Below are 17,553 nucleotides of genomic sequence, written 5' to 3' on the forward strand. Positions count from 1 at the left end.
GCGTGGGGGCCGGGCGGGTTGAGATGACGATCCGAGGGCAGTTCACCTACACCGCGTGTCAGGTTGCGGGGCCGTACACGACCGTTCCGGGATGGAAGGTCAAGGAGGTCGTCGGCGTCGACGGGGGCCCGATTCCCCCCGAGAGCGTGGTGCAGGCCGCGGTCCGCCCGTTCGGGGGGACCGCCATGCCGCCGGTGCCCGCGCTGGCAACCCAGACCGAGATCGACGATCTGCCCCGCTGCCTGCGGCTGGACGTCCTGGACGAGACCACCCGAAGCGTCGCCCACCTGGCGGTCGCCGGTCGGGATCACTCCGGTCGGGACGCGTTCTTCGCCCACGGCATCCTGGTCGACCTGACGCCGGGGCGGCCGCCGGTGGATCCTGATCAACTCGGATCGGTGGACCGGGGCCTTCCCCGGCCGGCAGACCTCTGGGGCGCCCAGGGGTGGTCCACGCCGTTCCGGGCCGAGGCGATCGAGGCCGAACGGCTGGGCAGGTTGCCCAGGCTATCCGGCTCATCACCGATGGACCCCGAACGTCGTGAGGACTTCGTGGACCTGCACCCCGGTCAGCGTGAGTTCGTGCTGGCCGCGGCGGAGCGGGCGCTGACGGGCGGCCCGCCATTGGTGGTGGTCGGTCTCCCCGTCGAGGCTGCGATGTGGACGTCGGTCCTGACCCACCTGCTGGTGCCGACCTGCGGCTGGTCCGTGCCGTTCTCCACCGTCGAGCGTGGCCACCCCCCTGCGGTGTTGGACGGCGGGTCGATCGTCGTCGGCGTCCCGGACGCCGGGCTCTGGTCGTCGGTGCCGGCCGACGCCGCGTCCGTGCTCGATCCGGGCCGGCTCCGGGCAGGACCCGACCCGGCGGTGTTCGCCCTTCCCGGCGGGGGGACCCTGGCCGCCGGACCGTGGGCCCGGCTCGCCGAGGGCCTGTGCCGGGCGGGCCTTGAGGACCGGGTGCGGGACGCGGTGGATGCCCTGGGCGCCCGGGTCGGCCGAATGAGCGACGACAGGCCCTGCTGGGGACTGGCCGCAGCGCTGCTGGCGGGCGACGGGATCGCCCCCCCGCTCGTCGACCTGGTCCCGGACCTAGCGCACCTGGCCCAGCAGGTCTTCGCGGCGCACCTGCCAGCCCGGCTCCTTCTCCCCGTCGACCTCGTCGACGCGGTGCTGGCCGCCGTCGCCCGGGGCGGGTCGGTCGACAGCGGTCCCGGAGCGGCCGGTGCGATGACGGCGTTCCTCGGCGCGCTGCAGGACGCCGGCGCGACCACCGCGCTGGAGGGTTTCCAGCGCGGCCATCTGCGGCGGATCCTGTACGAGCGGTCCGCGTTCACGGCGGACCTGCCGTTCGTCCCAGCCGTCCGGCCCGCCCCGCCGGGGTCGCCGGAGCGGGCCGGTGAGCAGGAGCGGTCCGGGTGGGTCGACCGGGAGACCGACCCCTTGGTGCAGGCGCGTTGGCTATTGACCCTCGTCGCGATCGGTGCGGGGGACGGCCGCTGGAGCGGGCCCAGCGGGGAGCGCGCCCGGTTCTTCGTCACCGAACGCGCCCGCCTCTGGGTCGCCCCGCTCCTGATGTCGGGCGCGGCGATCGCCTCCGGCGGTTGGCCGAGGTTGCCCGACTGGTTGTGGACCGAGGTGGAGGGCGCTCTGACCGAGACGCCGCCGACCGAGCTGGACCGGGCCCTGGGCTCCCCCGCGGTGCGCGGGGCGCTGGACCGGGCCGGCGGACCGCTGCCCACGGTGTTCAGCGCGAGGGTGACCCTGCCGGGGCTGTCCCCGCTCGCGTGTCGACGAGCCGCGGCCGAGCTGCGTGCGCGTCCCCAAGACGGCGGCCGGGGCGGGGCTTCGGATGCCGACCAGATCCTGCGGGCCGCCGCCGTCCTGGCCCCCCTGCCTGACGGGTCTCCGGTGGCGGCCGCGATCTTGCTGGGTGAGGTCGACCGGTGCTTCCCCGGGCGGCAGGTCCGCACCGATGTGCTGGACGACCTGCTCACCGAGGTCGCCGTCCGTCACCCCGGAACCGACGTGCGGGCGGTGGCTGTGGCCGTACTAGGCCGGACGCCGCCCTCGCCCGCCGCGGCCGCTCTGGCCGGGCGCCTGGTGCGCGAGCACCCCGGGCGCACCGGCGCCGAACTGCTGACCTGGCACCAGGTTGTCGTCCGGCTGCCGTCGACGCCCTGGTTGGCCGAGGGCCACCGTCTCGCTCGTCGGCCCTCGGTGCCCGAGCAGCAGGTCCTCGAAGCGGTGGTGGACGGGCGGCTGGCACCCGCGATGGCCGCGGCCGGGCAGATGTATCTGGCCCGCTGGGTGATGATCCAGCCCGCCGCGGTGTTCCTGACCCCCGGTCCCCGCGACGCCGGGGAGTTCAACCTGGAGTCACCCCGCCCACGTTGGCTGGCGGCCGCGGCGGGGTCGGGCCTGCGGTCGGCGGTGGCCCCGACGTGCCGGCAGGCGAGCGAGGCGCTGGTCCACGACCTGCGGGACGGAGCCGACGACGGGAGCGCCCGGGTGGAGCTTGCCGCGCAATGGCTCGTCCGGGCGCTGCTGGCGCGCCGCGGACTGGCCGACGCCGACCCGGCCAAGGATTTCTTCGGTGGGTCGCGGCCGGACGGCCGGCCCGACTGGTTCCGGGCGGTACGAGCGCTTGTGGGGCGCGGTGACCCGTCCCTCACGCAGAAGTTCGGTCATGCGGTGATGGAGGCAGCCGACCTGGCCCACCGTGCCAGCCGCCCCATCGCCCGGGGGTTGGGAGCAGAGGCGTTGCAGGACGTGGAAGAGGTCCTGGCCACGCTTGGCAACGTACAGGACACGAGGGGGGCACGAAGACCATGACCACAGGTCCGACATCAGGCCCGGATCAGGATCCGCGGGCGAACAGTCCGTGGGACGAGGCGCCGACTCGGCAGATCCCCGCGGTGCGCCGGCCGGACTCCCCGGGGCCCACGCCGCAGGCTTGGGGGCAGAGCCCACCCGAGCCGGGACCACCACCCTCGGAGGTCGCACCGGTACCCGGTCCGCCTCCGCCTGTCGAGCCCCCCACCAGCCTGCGTTTCGATCTCCCGCCACCTGTCCCCGCCTCTCCGATGGCGCGGCCGGTACCGACACCTGGCTCCCGCCCGCCTCGGTCCGGGCCGCTGACGGTGGTGGCGGCGGTGCTGGCGGTAGCGATCGTGGCCGTCCTGGTCATGGTGGTTGTTCGGCCCTTCGGTGGAACAGCCGCCCCGCCGCCCACGCCGACCGGAGGTGTGAATACTTCGTCGACACCGTCCACCACCGGGGGGTCGGCGACCACGACGCCTGCCACCACGGCGGCGACGACGTCGTCGGCGCCCTCGGTGCTCACCGTAACCAGCGTGCAGACCGTCAGCGCCGCCCCGCCCCCGGCGGTGACGACCACCTCGGTGCCGGTGGGGCTGGCCGGTCTGACCGAACGGAGCCTGGACTGCTCCGCCGGGTCGGGGTACCTGGTTCAGCTCGCCTCCGAACTGGACGAATCGGCCTTTGTCCGCCGGGTCGAGGAGATTCGGGCCGCCGGCACGCTACCGGCCGACGCGACCTACCTGACCGCACAGGGGGACTGCGATCTGTTCACCGTCCGCGACAACCTGTGGGTGCTGTACTCCGGCCCCTTCACCGAGGTCGAACAGGCCTGCCCCGACCGGCTGGCCGGGCCGGTGGACGGGTTCGTCAAGGGCGCGACCCAGGCGTCGAAGGGCACTTACGTGGGGTGTGTCTGCGTGACGGCGGCGACCGCACTGCCCGTCCTGGGGACCGGGTCGACCGGGGCCTGGGTGGGCGAGATGCAACGCGCGTTGCGCGTCGAGCTGGATTACGACCTGTCCGACCTGGACACCGATCCTGCTCTGTGGGGGGTGTACGGCGGTCGAACCCAGGCCGCGGTGGGTCAGGTCCAAGAGGCGGCAGGACTGCCCGTCACCGGAATCGTCGATGCACTGACCTGGCAGGCCGTGCAGTTCGATGCCTGCCAGGCGTGACGGGTCCTCGCTCACTCTGGTCATCCCCGCCCGGGCGACAGGCAGAGTTGAGCGGAATAGACTCAACTTTGCCGCGTTGATCCAGGTGTCGGCGGCGTGGACCGTGTCGTCGACCGCCGCCACATCGCTCGCCACCGGGAACCCCGGGGAAGGACTGCCGTACCGCCGATGAACACCGAGATCCTGACGACCAAGAGCCGCGAGGTGCTCACCGCGGCCATCTCCGCCGCGACCGCGGCGGGCAACGCCTCCGTGGAGCCCGCGCACCTGCTGGGCGCCCTGCTGACCACCCCCGGCTCGACCGCGCCCGGGCTGCTCCGCGTCGTCGGCGCCGACCCGGCCGCCGTGCAGACGCGGACCGACGCGCTGCTCAGCCGGCTCCCGGGCGCCAGCGGCAGCACCGTCGCGCAGCCGCAGCTCTCCCGCGCGGTGGCCAACGTGCTGACCGGCGCCGAGCAGATCATGCGGGCCGGCGGCGACGAGTTCCTGTCCACCGAGCACCTCCTCGCCGCGCTGGCCCGGTCCGGCGGCGAGGTCGGTGACCTGCTGACCGGCCTCGGCGCCACCGCCGACGCGTTGGTCGAGGCGTTCCCGACCGTCCGCGGTGGTGACCGCAAGGTCACTTCCGCCGACCCCGAGGGCACCTTCCAGGCACTGACCAAGTACGGCATCGACCTCACCGAACGCGCCCGCGAGGGGAAGATCGATCCGGTCATCGGCCGCGACGCCGAGATCCGGCGTGTGGTCCAGGTCCTGTCCCGCCGGACGAAGAACAACCCCGTGCTGATCGGCGAGCCCGGCGTCGGCAAGACGGCTGTCGTCGAGGGGCTGGCCCAGCGCATGGTCGCCGGGGACGTCCCGGAATCCCTGCGCGGCAAGACGTTGATCTCGCTGGACATGGGGTCGATGCTGGCCGGCGCGAAGTTCCGCGGTGAGTTCGAGGAGCGGCTCAAGGCCGTGCTCGACGAGATCAAGGGCAGCAACGGTCAGGTCGTCACGTTCATCGACGAGCTGCACACCGTCGTCGGTGCCGGTTCCGGCGGCGACTCCTCGCTGGACGCCGGCAACATGCTCAAGCCCATGCTGGCCCGCGGCGAGCTGCGGATGGTCGGCGCGACCACGCTGGACGAGTACCGCCAGCACATCGAGAAGGACCCGGCCCTGGAGCGACGCTTCCAGCAGGTCCTGGTGGGGGAGCCGACGGTGGAGGACACCATCGGCATCCTGCGCGGGCTCAAGGAGCGGTACGAGGCGCACCACGGCGTCCGCATCGCCGACGCCGCGCTCGTGGCCGCGGCCACGCTGTCCGACCGGTACATCACCAGTCGGTTCCTGCCCGACAAGGCCATCGACCTGATCGACGAGTCGGCGTCCCGACTGCGCATGGAGATCGACTCCAAGCCCGTGGAGATGGACGAACTGCAGCGCGCCGTCGACCGGCTGACCATGGAGGAACTGGCCCTGGCCAAGGAGTCCGACCCGGCCTCGGTCGAGCGGCTCGGCCGGCTGCGCCGCGATCTGGCCGACAAGAACGAGGCACTCACCGCACTCGGTGAGCGCTGGGAGCGGGAGAAGCAGGGCCTGAACCGGGTCGGCGACCTGAAGAAGGAACTGGACGACCTGCGGATGCAGGCCGAGAAGGCCCAGCGCGAGGGCGATCTCGCCGGTGCCTCCGAGCTGCTGTACGGCCGCATCCCCGCGCTGGAACGCGAGCTCGCCCAGGCCGCCGAGGCCGAGCGGATCGCCGACTCCGCCGAGGCGCCGCTGGTCTCCGAGGAGGTCGGCCCGGACGACATCGCCACCGTGATCGCCGCCTGGACGGGCATCCCCGCCGGACGCCTGCTCGAGGGGGAGACGGCCAAGCTGCTCCGCATGGAGTCCGAACTGGGTCGGCGCGTGGTGGGGCAATCCGAGGCGGTCGCTGCAGTTTCTGATGCCGTCCGCCGGGCGCGGGCCGGGATCTCCGACCCCGACCGGCCCACCGGTTCGTTCCTGTTCCTGGGCCCGACCGGCGTCGGCAAGACCGAGCTGGCCAAGGCACTCGCCGACTTCCTGTTCGACGACGCCCGCGCCATGGTCCGCATCGACATGAGCGAGTACGGCGAGAAGCACTCGGTGGCCCGCCTCGTCGGCGCCCCGCCCGGGTACGTCGGGTACGAGGCCGGCGGTCAGCTGACCGAGGCCGTCCGGCGCCGCCCGTACTCGGTGATCCTGCTCGACGAGGTCGAGAAGGCCCATCCGGACGTCTTCGACGTGCTGCTGCAGGTGCTGGACGACGGCCGGCTGACCGACGGCCAGGGCCGGACGGTGGACTTCCGGAACACGATCCTGATCCTGACCTCCAACCTGGGCAGCCAGGCCCTGGTGAACGTGACGCTGTCCGCGGACGAGCGTCGCGAGGCGGTGATGGCCGTGGTGCGCCAGGCGTTCAAGCCGGAGTTCCTGAACCGGCTCGACGACGTGGTGTTCTTCTCCGCCCTGGACGCCGAGCAGCTCGGGGCGATCGTCGACATCCAGGTCGACGGGCTCGCTCGGCGGCTCTCCGCCCGGCGGCTCGTCCTGGACGTCACCCCGGCGGCCCGGGAATGGCTGTCGCTCGGCGGTTTCGACCCGCTGTACGGGGCGCGCCCGCTGCGCCGGCTCATCCAGTCGGCCATCGGCGACCAGCTGGCCCGGGCCCTGCTGTCCGGTCGGGTCGTCGACGGCGACACCGTGCGGGTCGGCGTGGCCGACGACGGGAGTGCGCTCACCGTGGGCAGCTGACGGTCGGTGATGAACGACGGGTACCGCGGCGGGCTCAGCCCGTCGCGGTGCTCCCGCGGCGGGCCGTGCCACTGCGCCGCCGGTCCCGCTTGGCGGCGAGCAGGCCCACGTCGGCCCGCGCCACCAGCGGCCACAGGTCCCGAGGGGCGTCGACGCGGCCGATCACCGTGTGGTTCACGCCGATCGACACCGTCATCCCGGCGGGCAGTGCCCGGGTGACGCCGTGGACCCGGTCCAGCACCACGGCCGGGTCCGCGGTGGACATCACCACGAACTCGTCACCCCCGCTGCGACCGACCACGGTGCGGGCATCGGTCAAAGAGCCCAGCACGCGCGCCAGATCGACCAGCGCCGCGTCCCCGCCGACGTGTCCGAGGCGGTCGTTGATGGCCTTGAAGTCGTCGACGTCCAGCGCCACCACGGTGACGGTGTCACCCGGCCGTGCGCGGGCGAAGGCCTGATCCAGGCCCCGTCGGTTCGCCAGCGCGGTGAGCGGGTCGGTGACCGCCGTCGCCTGCAGGGTCAGCACGGCACTCTCGTGGTCGCGGCGGACCAGGTGCAGCAGTTCGCCGGCGACCACCATGCTCACGGTCAGCACGAGCACGGTCGCCGACGCCGCCGGTTCGGCCACCAGCACCACGGCGGCGGCGGCGACCGCCAGGCCCACCGTCACCAACCGGGCCACCGGGGGGCTCAGCGCCAGCCCGAGCACGAGCACGCCCAGCAGCAACGGGGACAGGGCGAACAGTCGCGTCACCTCGTCGACCGCCGTCGCCGCCACCAGCAGGGCCTCCGCCACGGTGACCGTGGCCCCGGCCACCAGCAGCTCCCGGGTCAGGGGTGCGCGGAGCGCAGCCATGGCCGTCCCCACCAGGGCGCCGGTGATCGCCACCCCGATGAGCGCGGCCGTGCCCAGCGGCCCGGGCACGATGCGATGGACGAGGCACAGTCCGAGCAGGGCCAGGTTGATCAGGGCGAACGGCACGCCCAGCAGGGCCGGGTGCGCCGGGGTCAACGGGCCGGGGGAGCGGCCCACCCGTGGTCGGATCATCGGTGCCGCGGGCCGCTGCGGAGCTCGCGTGACCCCGGGGCGTCCCCGCCGGAGGGTGTCGCGCCCGGCGCGCTTGGCGTCGTACAGCCCGCGGTCGGCGTCGGCGACCAGGGTCCACCAGGTCGCCGGCGTCAGGCCCCGGGCGTCGACGTCCACGAAGCCGATGCTCACCGTCACGTCGGGATGGGCCGAGTCGGCCAGGCGGGCCCGGATGCGCTTGGCGACCGTGGCGGCCGGACCCACGGTGACGACCACCATCTCCTCGCCGCCGATCCGGCCCACCAGGTCCCCGTCACCGGCCGCTCCGGTGATGATCCGGCAGACCTCCTGGAGCACGCGGTCGCCGTGGTCGTGCCCGTGCCGGTCGTTGAGCTGCTTGAAGTGGTCGATGTCGATCACCAGGACACCGACGGAGTCCTCGTGGCGCTGCGCCCGGGCCAGCAGCGCGGGGAACGCGGTGGTCAGGCCGCGGCGGTTCAGCACGTCGGTCAGGCCGTCGGTCAGGGCGGCACGGTGCAGGCCGGCGAACCGGGAGTGGGCCCGCAGAGCCGTGTGCCGGACGAGCAGACCGGCGGCGGCCAGTCCGCCGGTCAGCAGGACCAGCGACAGCACGGCGTCGGGGACGTCGGACGCCCCCCGGGTGACCACCGACGCGGAGGTCAGGACCGCGCCGCACCACTGGATCCGGTGGACCGTGGCGTCGGCGATCATCGCGACCACGACGGTGGCGAGGGCCAACCAGGCCATCGCGGCCGCGGTGGGCAGCAGCGGGACGCTGGGCAGCGCGGCCACCACCACCCACGCGTCGATGAGGAACAGCGCGGCCGTCAGGCCACCCCGGGTCTGTCGACGGCCCCGGAGCAGGGTCGCGGCGAGGGCCAGCGAGGGCAGGACCAGAGCCAGCACCAGCGTGCGGGCCCGCAGATCGGGCACCTGTCCGGCCACGGCGCCGGTGAGCGCGAGCGCGCCGACGAGCAGGACCGTCGCCAACAGCAGTCCACCGACCACGCGACCCGGTCGGGGGAGCGCCGTCCGCAGCTCGAGGTCCTCCCCCGGTCGGGGGACGGCGAGGAAGAACACGACCGGACCCCCTTCCCGCCCCCGATGGTGTCGCGGGTGTACCGATGACGGTACCGAGAGTCACCGAAGCTTCGCCAGAACGGTGACGGGTCTCGTTCGGGCGGTCATCGGAGCGAGAATGCCGCGAAAGATGGTGACGATCGGTCAGGAGGTCGACGCAACGAGGGTTTCTCACCCGGACGGTGCATGACCGAGGGTGATTCTCCTCAGCCCCGGCCTCACTCCGCCGGGGGCGGGCCGACCGGGTGAGGTGACCCTCCGGTCACCGGCCGCCCCCCGACGGTCGCGTCGATGAGGCCGATCAGCCCGGACCGGAACACGACCGGATCCACCTCGGCGGCGACCAGCAGATCGTCGGTCAGCCGCTCGCCGGAGTCGGACAGGTGCTCGAGCAGGGTGCGGCCGGCGGAGGTCAGCTCGACCACCCGTCGCCGGCGGTCCCCGGGATCGCTGCTGCGGCGCAGGTGACCGGAGGACTCCAGGTGCGCGACCGTGCGGCCGATGGTCTGCTCGGTGACGTGCTGGCTGTCGGCCAACGCCCGTTGACTCATCGCGCCCCCGAGCAGCGAGGACAGCAGCACCATCCCGGCGTGGCTGACCCCCTCGTCGCGCAAGCGGTTGTTCCACGTCTGCTCGATCGCCCGGGCCGCGGTGACCAGCAGGCGTCCGGTCGGCCAGTGCGCGGGGTCGGGGCCGGCATGGGCGGCGGGATCCGGGGACGTCACGGGTGGTCTGCCTCCTCGGGGTCGTCCCCGCCGCGGTCGTGGGCGGGGCGGGTGTCATTGTCGCCGCTGATGCTCTCGCGGGGGTCTTCCTGTCGTGGGCGGCCGGCAGGGCCCCCACGGATCGGCAGCCATCCGGCGGGCGGATGTCGTACCCGTCCCGCACACTGCCGATCATGCCCATCCCCTGGCGCGCGCTGGCCGTGGTCACTCTGCTGATGACGACGGCGGTGCCCGGCGGGGGACGGGACGACAAGGTCGGCGGCGACTACCTGGTGCGGCGCGGGGACACCCTCAGCCAGATCGCGCTCGACCACGGCATCCCCGGCGGCGCGGCGACGCTGCTCGATCGCAACGACGACGTGCTCACCGACGCGGACACGATCTACGCGGGCCAGCGGCTGGCCGTCGACGCTCCCGCCCCGCGCCGGGCCGACGGCACCACCTTCGCCCCGCTGGCCGGTCCGCCGGCGTCGGAGCTCACCGCGGCGGAGCTGGCCCCCGTGCCCCTCCCGACGACGTTCCCCGGGGCCACGGCCGGCGCCCCGTGGGTGGTCAGCCTGGGCGACTCGTTCATCTCGGGCGAGGCCGGCCGGTGGGCCGGCAACTCCGGCGGCAGCTCCACCCTGACCGACGCCCTGGGCCCGACCGCCTACTTCGACTCGCCCCTGGACGACCGCGAGCTCATCCCGCTGTGCCACCGGTCGAAGTCGGCGATGATCCACATCGCGGATGCCGGGACACCGACCACCCCGGGGAGTCCGGTCAACAGCCTCAACCTGGCCTGCTCCGGGGCGCAGACCACCACGCAGAAGGAGTCCGGCGCGTTCAAGCCTGGGCTGGACTTCTACGACGACGGCCCCGGCGAGCAGGGCCAGGCGCTGATGCTCCAGCAGTTCGTCCAGGCCGGGAACGACGTCCGCACGGTCGTGGTGTCCATCGGCGGCAACAACTTCGACTTCGCCCCGGTCATCCAGACCTGCGTGGAGGACTACCTCGTCTACTACAGCTACTGCTCGCAGGATCCGACGGTCACCGACCAGGCGAGCCCCGCGCGCATCGCCGCCGTGGCCGGGGAGATCGCCACCGGTCTGCGCAACGTGCAGCAGGCGATGCGTCAGGCCGGACGGAGCGACGACTCCTGGACGCTTGTGGTCAACCTCGACCCGGACCCGCTCGTGCTCGGCGGTGGATTCCGGTACGAGGAGACCTACAGCCGGCAGTCCACCGGCGGCTGCGGCATCTACGACGTCGACGCCACCTGGGCGGGGACGACGTTCATCACCGCGGTCCAACAGGCCACCCGGCAGGGCCTCGCCCAGGCCGCCGTCCCCGGATCCGTCGTCCTGGACCTCAGCGGCTGGCTCACCGACCGGCAGCTGTGTTCGACCACGACGCAATTGGTGGGGGAGAGCGGTGGGGCGGCCACCTGGCAGAGTGCCGGCGCCGTCGACGTCAGCGAGTGGGCCAACCAGATCCGCACCGTGACGGTCCTGGGTCCCTACATGCAGCAGGAGTCCCTGCATCCGAACTACTGGGCCCAGCTGGCGGCCCGGTCGTGCGTGCGGCAGCTGGTCGCGTCCGGTGGGGACGGGCGGCCGAGCGGAGGAGCCTGCGTGCGGACCGGCAGCGGTCTGACCTCCCGCGGCGAGCCGGTGATGACCTTCACCCCGGGGAGCTGAGGGCGGGGCCGGTTGCGGACGGGGGGCCCGCAGGTCGATACTCAGCCTGCTGAGTAATTCGGGGCGACGGGTCCCGGGTCCGAGGTCGGGAGAGAACGTGCCGGGTCACCACCTGCCTGAGCAGGACGAGCAGGGCCGGCACGCGCGCGGCGGCGATGTGCCGGAGCCGGACGCCGCGGTCCCGGCCGCCGCGCCGGCGGGCCGGGTGCCCTCCGGGAAGCGCAGCGTGCTCCGCGCGCTGGGTCTGCTCGCCGTGGTGGCCGTCTGGCTGGGGATCGCCTCGGTGGGCGGCCCGGCCATCGGGTCGCTGTCCTCGGTGCAGTCCAACGATCAGGAGGCGTTCCTGCCCGCGGGCGCGGAAGCCGTCCTCGCGCAGAACGCAGCCGCCGGATTCACCGACGCCACCACCCTGCCGGCGTTCGTGGTGTTCTCCACCGACACCCCGGCCACGGCGGACCAGCTCGCCGCCTGGCGAGCCTTCGCCCAGGATCTTCCGGGCACCCCGGTGACCCGGGACGGCGTCGACCTCGGCACCGTCGGGCGGTACCTGGCCTCCTCGGGCGGCGTGACCGCGCCGATCACCGTCGTCCCGTCCCAGGACGGGCTGGCCGCGCTCGCGGTGGTGCCGTTGGCTGCCGACGCCGTCCAGGCCCGCGACGCCGACGGGGAGAGCCCGCTCGGTGACGTGGTGGACGCGGTCCGCGCGGCCGCCCTCGCCGACGCCGCGGGCGGGCAGGCCCATGTGGCCGGCCCGGCCGGGCTGGTGTCCGACCTGTCGGCCGCCTTCGGCGGGATCGACGGCATCCTGCTGCTCGTCGCGCTGTCCGTCGTGCTGGTCATCCTGTTCGTGGTCTACCGCGCGATCGCCCTGCCGTTCGTCGTGCTGTTCACGTCGATCTGCGGTCTGGCCGCGGCCGGCGGGGTGGTGTACCTGCTCGCCGACAACGACGTGATCAGGCTCAACGGGCAGAGCCAGGGCATCCTGTTCATCCTCACCGTCGGCGCCGCGACCGACTACGGGCTGCTTCTCGTCGCCCGGTACCGCGAGGAGCTGCTCCGCCACGAGTCGCGGTTCACCGCCATCGCCCGGGCCTGGCGGGCCTGCGTCGAGCCCATCGCGGCCAGCGCCGGCACGGTGATCATCGGCCTGCTGTGTCTGCTGCTGTCCGATCTGAACAGCAACAAGTCGTTGGGTCCCATCGGGGCCATCGGCATCGCCTGCGCCCTGGTCGCCGCGCTCACCCTGCTGCCGGCGCTGCTCATGGTCGGACGGTGGTTGTTCTGGCCGCGCATCCCGCACGCGTTCGCCCGGGTCGCCGGGTCCGGTGCACCCGCCGGGTCCGCCGGGCGGCACGCGGCACCTGCGGCACAGCCCGAGGTCACCGGGAACGCCGGGAAGCTGGGCCTGTGGGGGCGCATCGCCGCGTTCGTCGGCCGCAACCCGCGGAAGATCTGGGTCGTCACCGCCGTCGTGCTCGCGCTGGCCTGTCTGGCCGTGCCCACGCTCAAGTCGTCCGGCACGGCACAGACCGACGTCTTCCTCACCGACGTCGACTCCATCGCCGGGCAGGACCAGCTCGTCGAGCACTTCCCCGGCGGGTCCGGCAACCCTGTGGTGATCATCGCCCCGCAGGGGTCGGTGGACGAGGTGCGCACCGCGCTGGCCGGGGTGGCCGGCCTGGCCCCGGATCCGACGGTGGTCTCGGCCCAGCCGGGCGGCGACGGCGCGCCGCTGGTGGTCGACGGCCGGGTGCAGATCCAGGCCACCCTCACCGCGGCCTCGGACTCCGCGGAGGCACGGGCCACGGTCGAACAGGCCCGCACCGTGCTGCACGCCCTCCCGGACGGCGCCGACATCCTGGTCGGCGGGACGACGGCCATCCAGCTGGACACCCTGGACACCGCCGAGCGCGATCTCGGGGTGATCATCCCGGCGATCCTGCTCGCCGTGCTGCTCGTGCTCATCGCGCTGCTGCGGTCGATCGTGGCCCCGCTGCTGCTCGTCGCGGCGACCGTACTGTCCTTCGGCACCGCACTGGGGGTGGCCGCGCTGGTGTTCAACAACCTGTTCGACTTCCCGGGCGCCGACCCGGCGGTGCCGCTCTTCGCCTTCGTCTTCCTGGTCGCACTGGGCATCGACTACTCGATCTTCCTGATGACCCGGGCGCGGGAGGAGTCGGCGCTGCACGGCACCCGGGACGGGGTGCTCCGGGCGCTGCGGGTCACCGGCGGGGTGATCACCAGTGCGGGCATCGTGCTCGCCGCGACCTTCGCCGCGCTGGCCGTCATCCCCATCCTTTTCCTCGCGCAGATCGCCTTCATCGTGGCGTTCGGCGTCCTGCTCGACACGTTGATCGTGCGGACGCTGCTGGTCCCGGCGTTGACCGTCGATCTGGGCGACACGGTGTGGTGGCCGAGTCGGCCCACGCCGACCCGGCACCAGCTCGAGCTCATCGAGCGCGAGCGCACGGAGCAATCCGCGGAGTCCGCGGCCTCCTGATCCCGCGGCCCCATCCACCGGGGCCGCGGCACCGGATCACCGGCCGTGGCGGCCGTGGGCCGACACCGCCCGCACACGTTGGGTGAGAAGCTGCCGCTCAGCGTGACGCCCCGGTCGGGATGCGGTCACCGGAGCACCGCAGTCCCGGAAGAACGGAAGGCCCGTCGTGACCCGTCGCCGCACCACCACCGCCGATCGCCTCGCCACCCTGGTCGGGTCGGTCGTCGGCGGTCCGCTGCCCGTGCGCATCCGGGCCTGGGACGGGAGCGAGGCCGGTCCGGCCGGCGCGACGGTGCTGCACGTGCGGTCGCGGCGGGCGCTGCGCCGGTTGCTCTGGAGCCCGGGTGAGCTGGGCCTGGCCGAGGCGTACGTGGGCGGCGACCTGGACATCGAGGGCGACCTGGCCCAGGGCCTGTCCACGGTGTGGGCCGCCCACCGGTCCGGCGCGGTGGACGCCCCGTCCATCGGCGTCCGGAAGGTGCCGTCGCTGATCGGGACGGCGGTGCGGCTCGGGGCGCTGGGCCCCCGCCCGCCCGCCCCCGGCCAGGCCCAGCTGTCCGGCCGTCGGCACTCCCGCACCCGCGACCGCGCCGCCATCGCGCACCACTACGACCTCTCCAACGACTTCTACGAGCTGCTGCTCGACGACTCCATGGCCTATTCGTGCGGCTACTGGACCGACGGGCCCGACGGCGATCTGGCCGACGCCCAGCAGGCCAAGCTCGACCTGATCTGCCGCAAGCTCGGACTGACCCCGGGCGCCCGCCACCTGGACATCGGCTGCGGCTGGGGTTCGCTCATCTGCCATGCGGCGCAGCACTTCGGCACCACCTCGGTCGGGGTGACCCTGTCCCGCCAGCAGTACGAGTACGTCTCCAAGCGGGTCGCCGACGCCGGGCTGGGCGACCGGGTCACCGTGGTGCACGCCGACTACCGCGACCTGGCGGAGGGCGGGCCGCTGGCCCAGCGGTACCGCGGGTTCGACGCCGTCTCCACCATCGAGATGGGCGAGCACGTCGGCGACGCCGAGTACCCGGCCTTCACCCAGCTGCTGCACGACGTGCTGCGGCCCGGCGGTCGGGCCCTGGTCCAGCAGATGTCGCGCAGCGAGACCCGGCCCGGCGGCGGCGCCTTCATCGAGACCTACATCGCCCCGGACATGCACATGAAGCCGCTGGGCACCACGGTCTCGCTGATCAACGGCAGCGGTCTGGAGATCCGGGACGTGCACGCCCTGCGCGAGCACTACGACTGGACCGTCAGCGCCTGGGCCCGGACCCTCGAGGACCGTTGGGACGAGGTCGTGACGATGATCGGTGAGGTCGGCGCGCGGGTGTGGCGGCTGTACCTCGTCGGCGGGGCGTTGGCCTTCGCCGAGAACCGGATGGGGGTGGACCAGATCCTCGCCGTGCGGCCCGACCCGACCGGGCAGGCGTCGATGGAACCGTCCCGCCGGGTGTGGGAGTCATGAGCTTCCCGACGGGCACCCTGCTGCTGTCCCTGGGCCTCACCCTGGTCGCCGTGGCGCTGGTGATGGGCGGGTCGTTCCTGATCGGCCGCATCACCGGCAAGTACTCGGTGATCGACGCCGTCTGGGGGCCCGGCTTCGTCGTCATCGCCTGGGTCTCCCTCCTGGTCACCGCGGGCCACGGCGACGGGCTGCTGCGCTGGGCGCTGGTGATCATGGTGACGCTGTGGGGTGGCCGGCTCGGCGCGTACATCCTCATCCGCAACCACGGACTGCCCGAGGACGAGCGCTACACCGAGATGCTGCAGGACTCCGGCCCGGCGGTGATCGTGCGCAAGGTCCAGCTGCCCCAGGGGCTGGCCATGTGGTTCGTCTCGTTCCCCGTGCAGGTCGGGCTGCTGCTGCCCGGACCGGCCCGCTGGACGCTGTGGCTGGGTGTCGCGGTGTGGGCGGTCGGGCTGTTCTTCGAGGCGGTCGGGGACGCCCAGCTCGCCGCGTTCAAGAAGGACCCGGCGACCAAGGGGCAGGTGATGGACCGCGGGCTCTGGCGGTACACCCGGCACCCCAACTACTTCGGCGACGCCTGCGTCTGGTGGGGCATCTTCCTGGCCGCGCTGGCCTCGTGGATCACCCTGCTCACCGTGCTGTCCCCGGTGCTCATGACCTACCTGCTGGTGGCCAAGACGGGCAAGGCGCTGACCGAGAAGCGCATGGCGAAGTCCAAGCCCGGGTACGCCGAGTACGTCGCGCGCACGTCCGGTTTCCTGCCGCTGCCGCCGCGCAAGGGCGCCGTGGCCTCCCGCTGACGGGCACGATCCGAGCGGGGCACAGCACACTGGGGGACGTGCAGACCTTCCTCCCGTACCCCGACTTCCGTGCCAGCGCCGAGGCTCTGGACAGCCCCCGGCTGGGCAAGCAGCGGGTGGAGACCCTGCAGATCCTGCGGGCGCTGGAACTGCCCGAGTACGGCTGGCGGACGCACCCCGCGGTGGTGATGTGGCGGGGACGCACCCCGGCACTGGTCGTCTACGGGCTCGTCACCGCGCAGGTGTGGACCGAACGCGGGTTCGGCGACAGCACGGCGGCGCAGATCCTGGAGTTCGCCCCGGACATGGCCGGCGTCGACCAGGCCGGGCTGGCCGCCCGCGGTCTGCTGCCGAGCTGGGTGGGCGACGAGGCGCTGCACCGTTCGCATCGCGGCAAGCTGCTGGCCAAGGACCCGGCGTTCTACGCCGCGTTCGCCGACGATCCCGGACTGCCGGACGACCTGGCGGGTCTGGAGTACGTCTGGCCGCCCGCCGACGCCGGTCTGCCGGAGGTGCCGGGGGCGGTCGGCGAACCGTTGTGGGTGGTCCGGGCCGACTCGCCGACGACCCTGGCGGCGCAACTGGCCGGCGGGTTCGTCGGACTGGGGGCCGAGACCGGCGTGCTGGTCGACGCATCCGGCCGGGATCTGGACGGGGTGCGGGATCTCGTGGAGGGCGGCCGCCCGCGCCGGCCCAAGCGACCGCTGATCGGCCTCGCCGCGCTCCTCGCGCTGCCGCTCGGTGACCCGGTCGCCGTGCCGGAGGACGGCGGAACGACCCTGCGGCTCGGCACGGTCAGCGGGCCCTACCGGCACGTGCCGGACGACCCGGCCGGGTTGATCCACCAGGTGCCGGTGCGCTGGGCGCAGACCGTTCCGCGCACGGCGATCGTGCCCAGCGGGGCGATGCAGGACGTCCGCCCGGTCTTCGAGGTACTGGTCGGGCCGTCCGCCGTGGTGACGACGGAGTAGACCGGCGTCGGTCGGTCGGACGGAACGCGTGCGCTTCTCAGCGCACCCGACGGATCCGGATCGGGCCCTTGGCCGTGGACGGGTCGACGACGTGGCCGCCCTGGGTGATCTCCACCTGACCGGCGTCCACCAGTCGGCGCGCGGCCCGGCGCGCCGGTTCCATGAGATCCCGCCAGCCCTCCGCGTCGACGGCGCGGGCGGCCTCGGACGGGCAGATGGTGCCCGTCCGGGCGTCGAGCATCTCGATGATGGCGGTCTCCAGCTGCTGGTCGACGGTGCTCACGCCGCGCCGCCGGCACGCGTCGCTGCAGTACCGGACGTTCGCCCAGTCGCGTTCCCACTTCTTGCGCCACTCGATGCGGCGGCCGCAGGCCACGCACGTCTTCTCCGGGACGGCGGTGGCACCGTGGTGGCGATCACGGCTCACCGGGTCCCGCGCAGCGGGGTCGGGATCGGCGGGAGGGGGAGCGGTCCATGCACCCGACCGACGATAACCGCGTCCGGCGCACCCCGTCC

11 protein-coding genes are annotated in these 17,553 nt (G+C 73.3%); 8 read left to right on the forward strand and 3 right to left on the reverse strand.

The window, feature by feature from the left end:
- Positions 1–23: 23 nt before the first annotated feature.
- The 3 genes from J2S58_RS13505 (at position 24) to clpB (ending at position 6,757) form a co-directional block, all read left to right on the forward strand.
- On the forward strand, positions 24–2,831 hold the full coding sequence (locus J2S58_RS13505) for a GAP1-N2 domain-containing protein (protein ID WP_205256605.1): 2,808 nt from the start codon (positions 24–26) through the stop codon (positions 2,829–2,831).
- 521 nt (positions 2,832–3,352) lie between these two features.
- The gene (locus J2S58_RS13510) at positions 3,353–3,994 is read left to right on the forward strand and encodes a peptidoglycan-binding domain-containing protein (protein ID WP_205256604.1); all 642 of its coding nucleotides are present in this window, start codon (positions 3,353–3,355) and stop codon (positions 3,992–3,994) included.
- A 168-nt stretch (positions 3,995–4,162) separates the two neighbouring features.
- Complete coding sequence (gene clpB, locus J2S58_RS13515; RefSeq protein WP_205256603.1) at positions 4,163–6,757, forward strand: ATP-dependent chaperone ClpB; 2,595 nt, start codon at positions 4,163–4,165, stop codon at positions 6,755–6,757.
- 34 nt (positions 6,758–6,791) lie between these two features.
- Here clpB and J2S58_RS13520 read toward each other — a convergent pair whose 3' ends face one another.
- Together J2S58_RS13520 and J2S58_RS13525 are read right to left on the reverse strand one after the other, a co-directional pair.
- Entirely contained in the window at positions 6,792–8,888 is a 2,097-nt protein-coding gene (locus J2S58_RS13520; protein ID WP_205256602.1) for a GGDEF domain-containing protein, read from the reverse strand.
- A 218-nt stretch (positions 8,889–9,106) separates the two neighbouring features.
- Positions 9,107–9,613: a MarR family winged helix-turn-helix transcriptional regulator gene (locus tag J2S58_RS13525; RefSeq protein ID WP_205256601.1), complete on the reverse strand. Its 507-nt coding sequence runs from the start codon at positions 9,611–9,613 to the stop codon at positions 9,107–9,109.
- A 173-nt stretch (positions 9,614–9,786) separates the two neighbouring features.
- Here J2S58_RS13525 and J2S58_RS13530 point away from each other — a divergent pair, with 173 nt between their 5' ends.
- The 5 genes from J2S58_RS13530 to J2S58_RS13550 all read left to right on the forward strand — a co-directional run bounded on the left by J2S58_RS13530 (position 9,787) and on the right by J2S58_RS13550 (position 17,037).
- Complete coding sequence (locus J2S58_RS13530; RefSeq protein WP_205256600.1) at positions 9,787–11,292, forward strand: LysM peptidoglycan-binding domain-containing protein; 1,506 nt, start codon at positions 9,787–9,789, stop codon at positions 11,290–11,292.
- A gap of 97 nt (positions 11,293–11,389) precedes the next feature.
- The gene (locus tag J2S58_RS13535) at positions 11,390–13,792 is read left to right on the forward strand and encodes an MMPL family transporter (protein WP_306828563.1); all 2,403 of its coding nucleotides are present in this window, start codon (positions 11,390–11,392) and stop codon (positions 13,790–13,792) included.
- 166 nt (positions 13,793–13,958) lie between these two features.
- Positions 13,959–15,263: an SAM-dependent methyltransferase gene (locus tag J2S58_RS13540; RefSeq protein ID WP_205256599.1), complete on the forward strand. Its 1,305-nt coding sequence runs from the start codon at positions 13,959–13,961 to the stop codon at positions 15,261–15,263.
- Entirely contained in the window at positions 15,260–16,066 is an 807-nt protein-coding gene (locus J2S58_RS13545; RefSeq protein WP_205256598.1) for a DUF1295 domain-containing protein, read from the forward strand. Before J2S58_RS13540 ends, J2S58_RS13545 begins: the two co-directional genes overlap by 4 nt.
- Before the next feature lie 38 nt (positions 16,067–16,104).
- A complete protein-coding gene (locus J2S58_RS13550; protein WP_205256597.1) occupies positions 16,105–17,037 on the forward strand; it encodes an MSMEG_6728 family protein in 933 nt (310 codons plus the stop codon).
- Positions 17,038–17,074: 37 nt separating this feature from the next.
- Here the strand turns inward: J2S58_RS13550 and J2S58_RS13555 are convergent, their stop codons facing one another.
- Positions 17,075–17,464, reverse strand: a complete 390-nt coding sequence (locus J2S58_RS13555) for a DUF2256 and DUF3253 domain-containing protein (RefSeq protein WP_205256596.1) — start codon at positions 17,462–17,464, stop codon at positions 17,075–17,077.
- Positions 17,465–17,553: the final 89 nt, after the last annotated feature.

Source organism: Nakamurella flavida (assembly GCF_030811475.1).
GTDB lineage: Bacteria > Actinomycetota > Actinomycetes > Mycobacteriales > Nakamurellaceae > Nakamurella > Nakamurella flavida.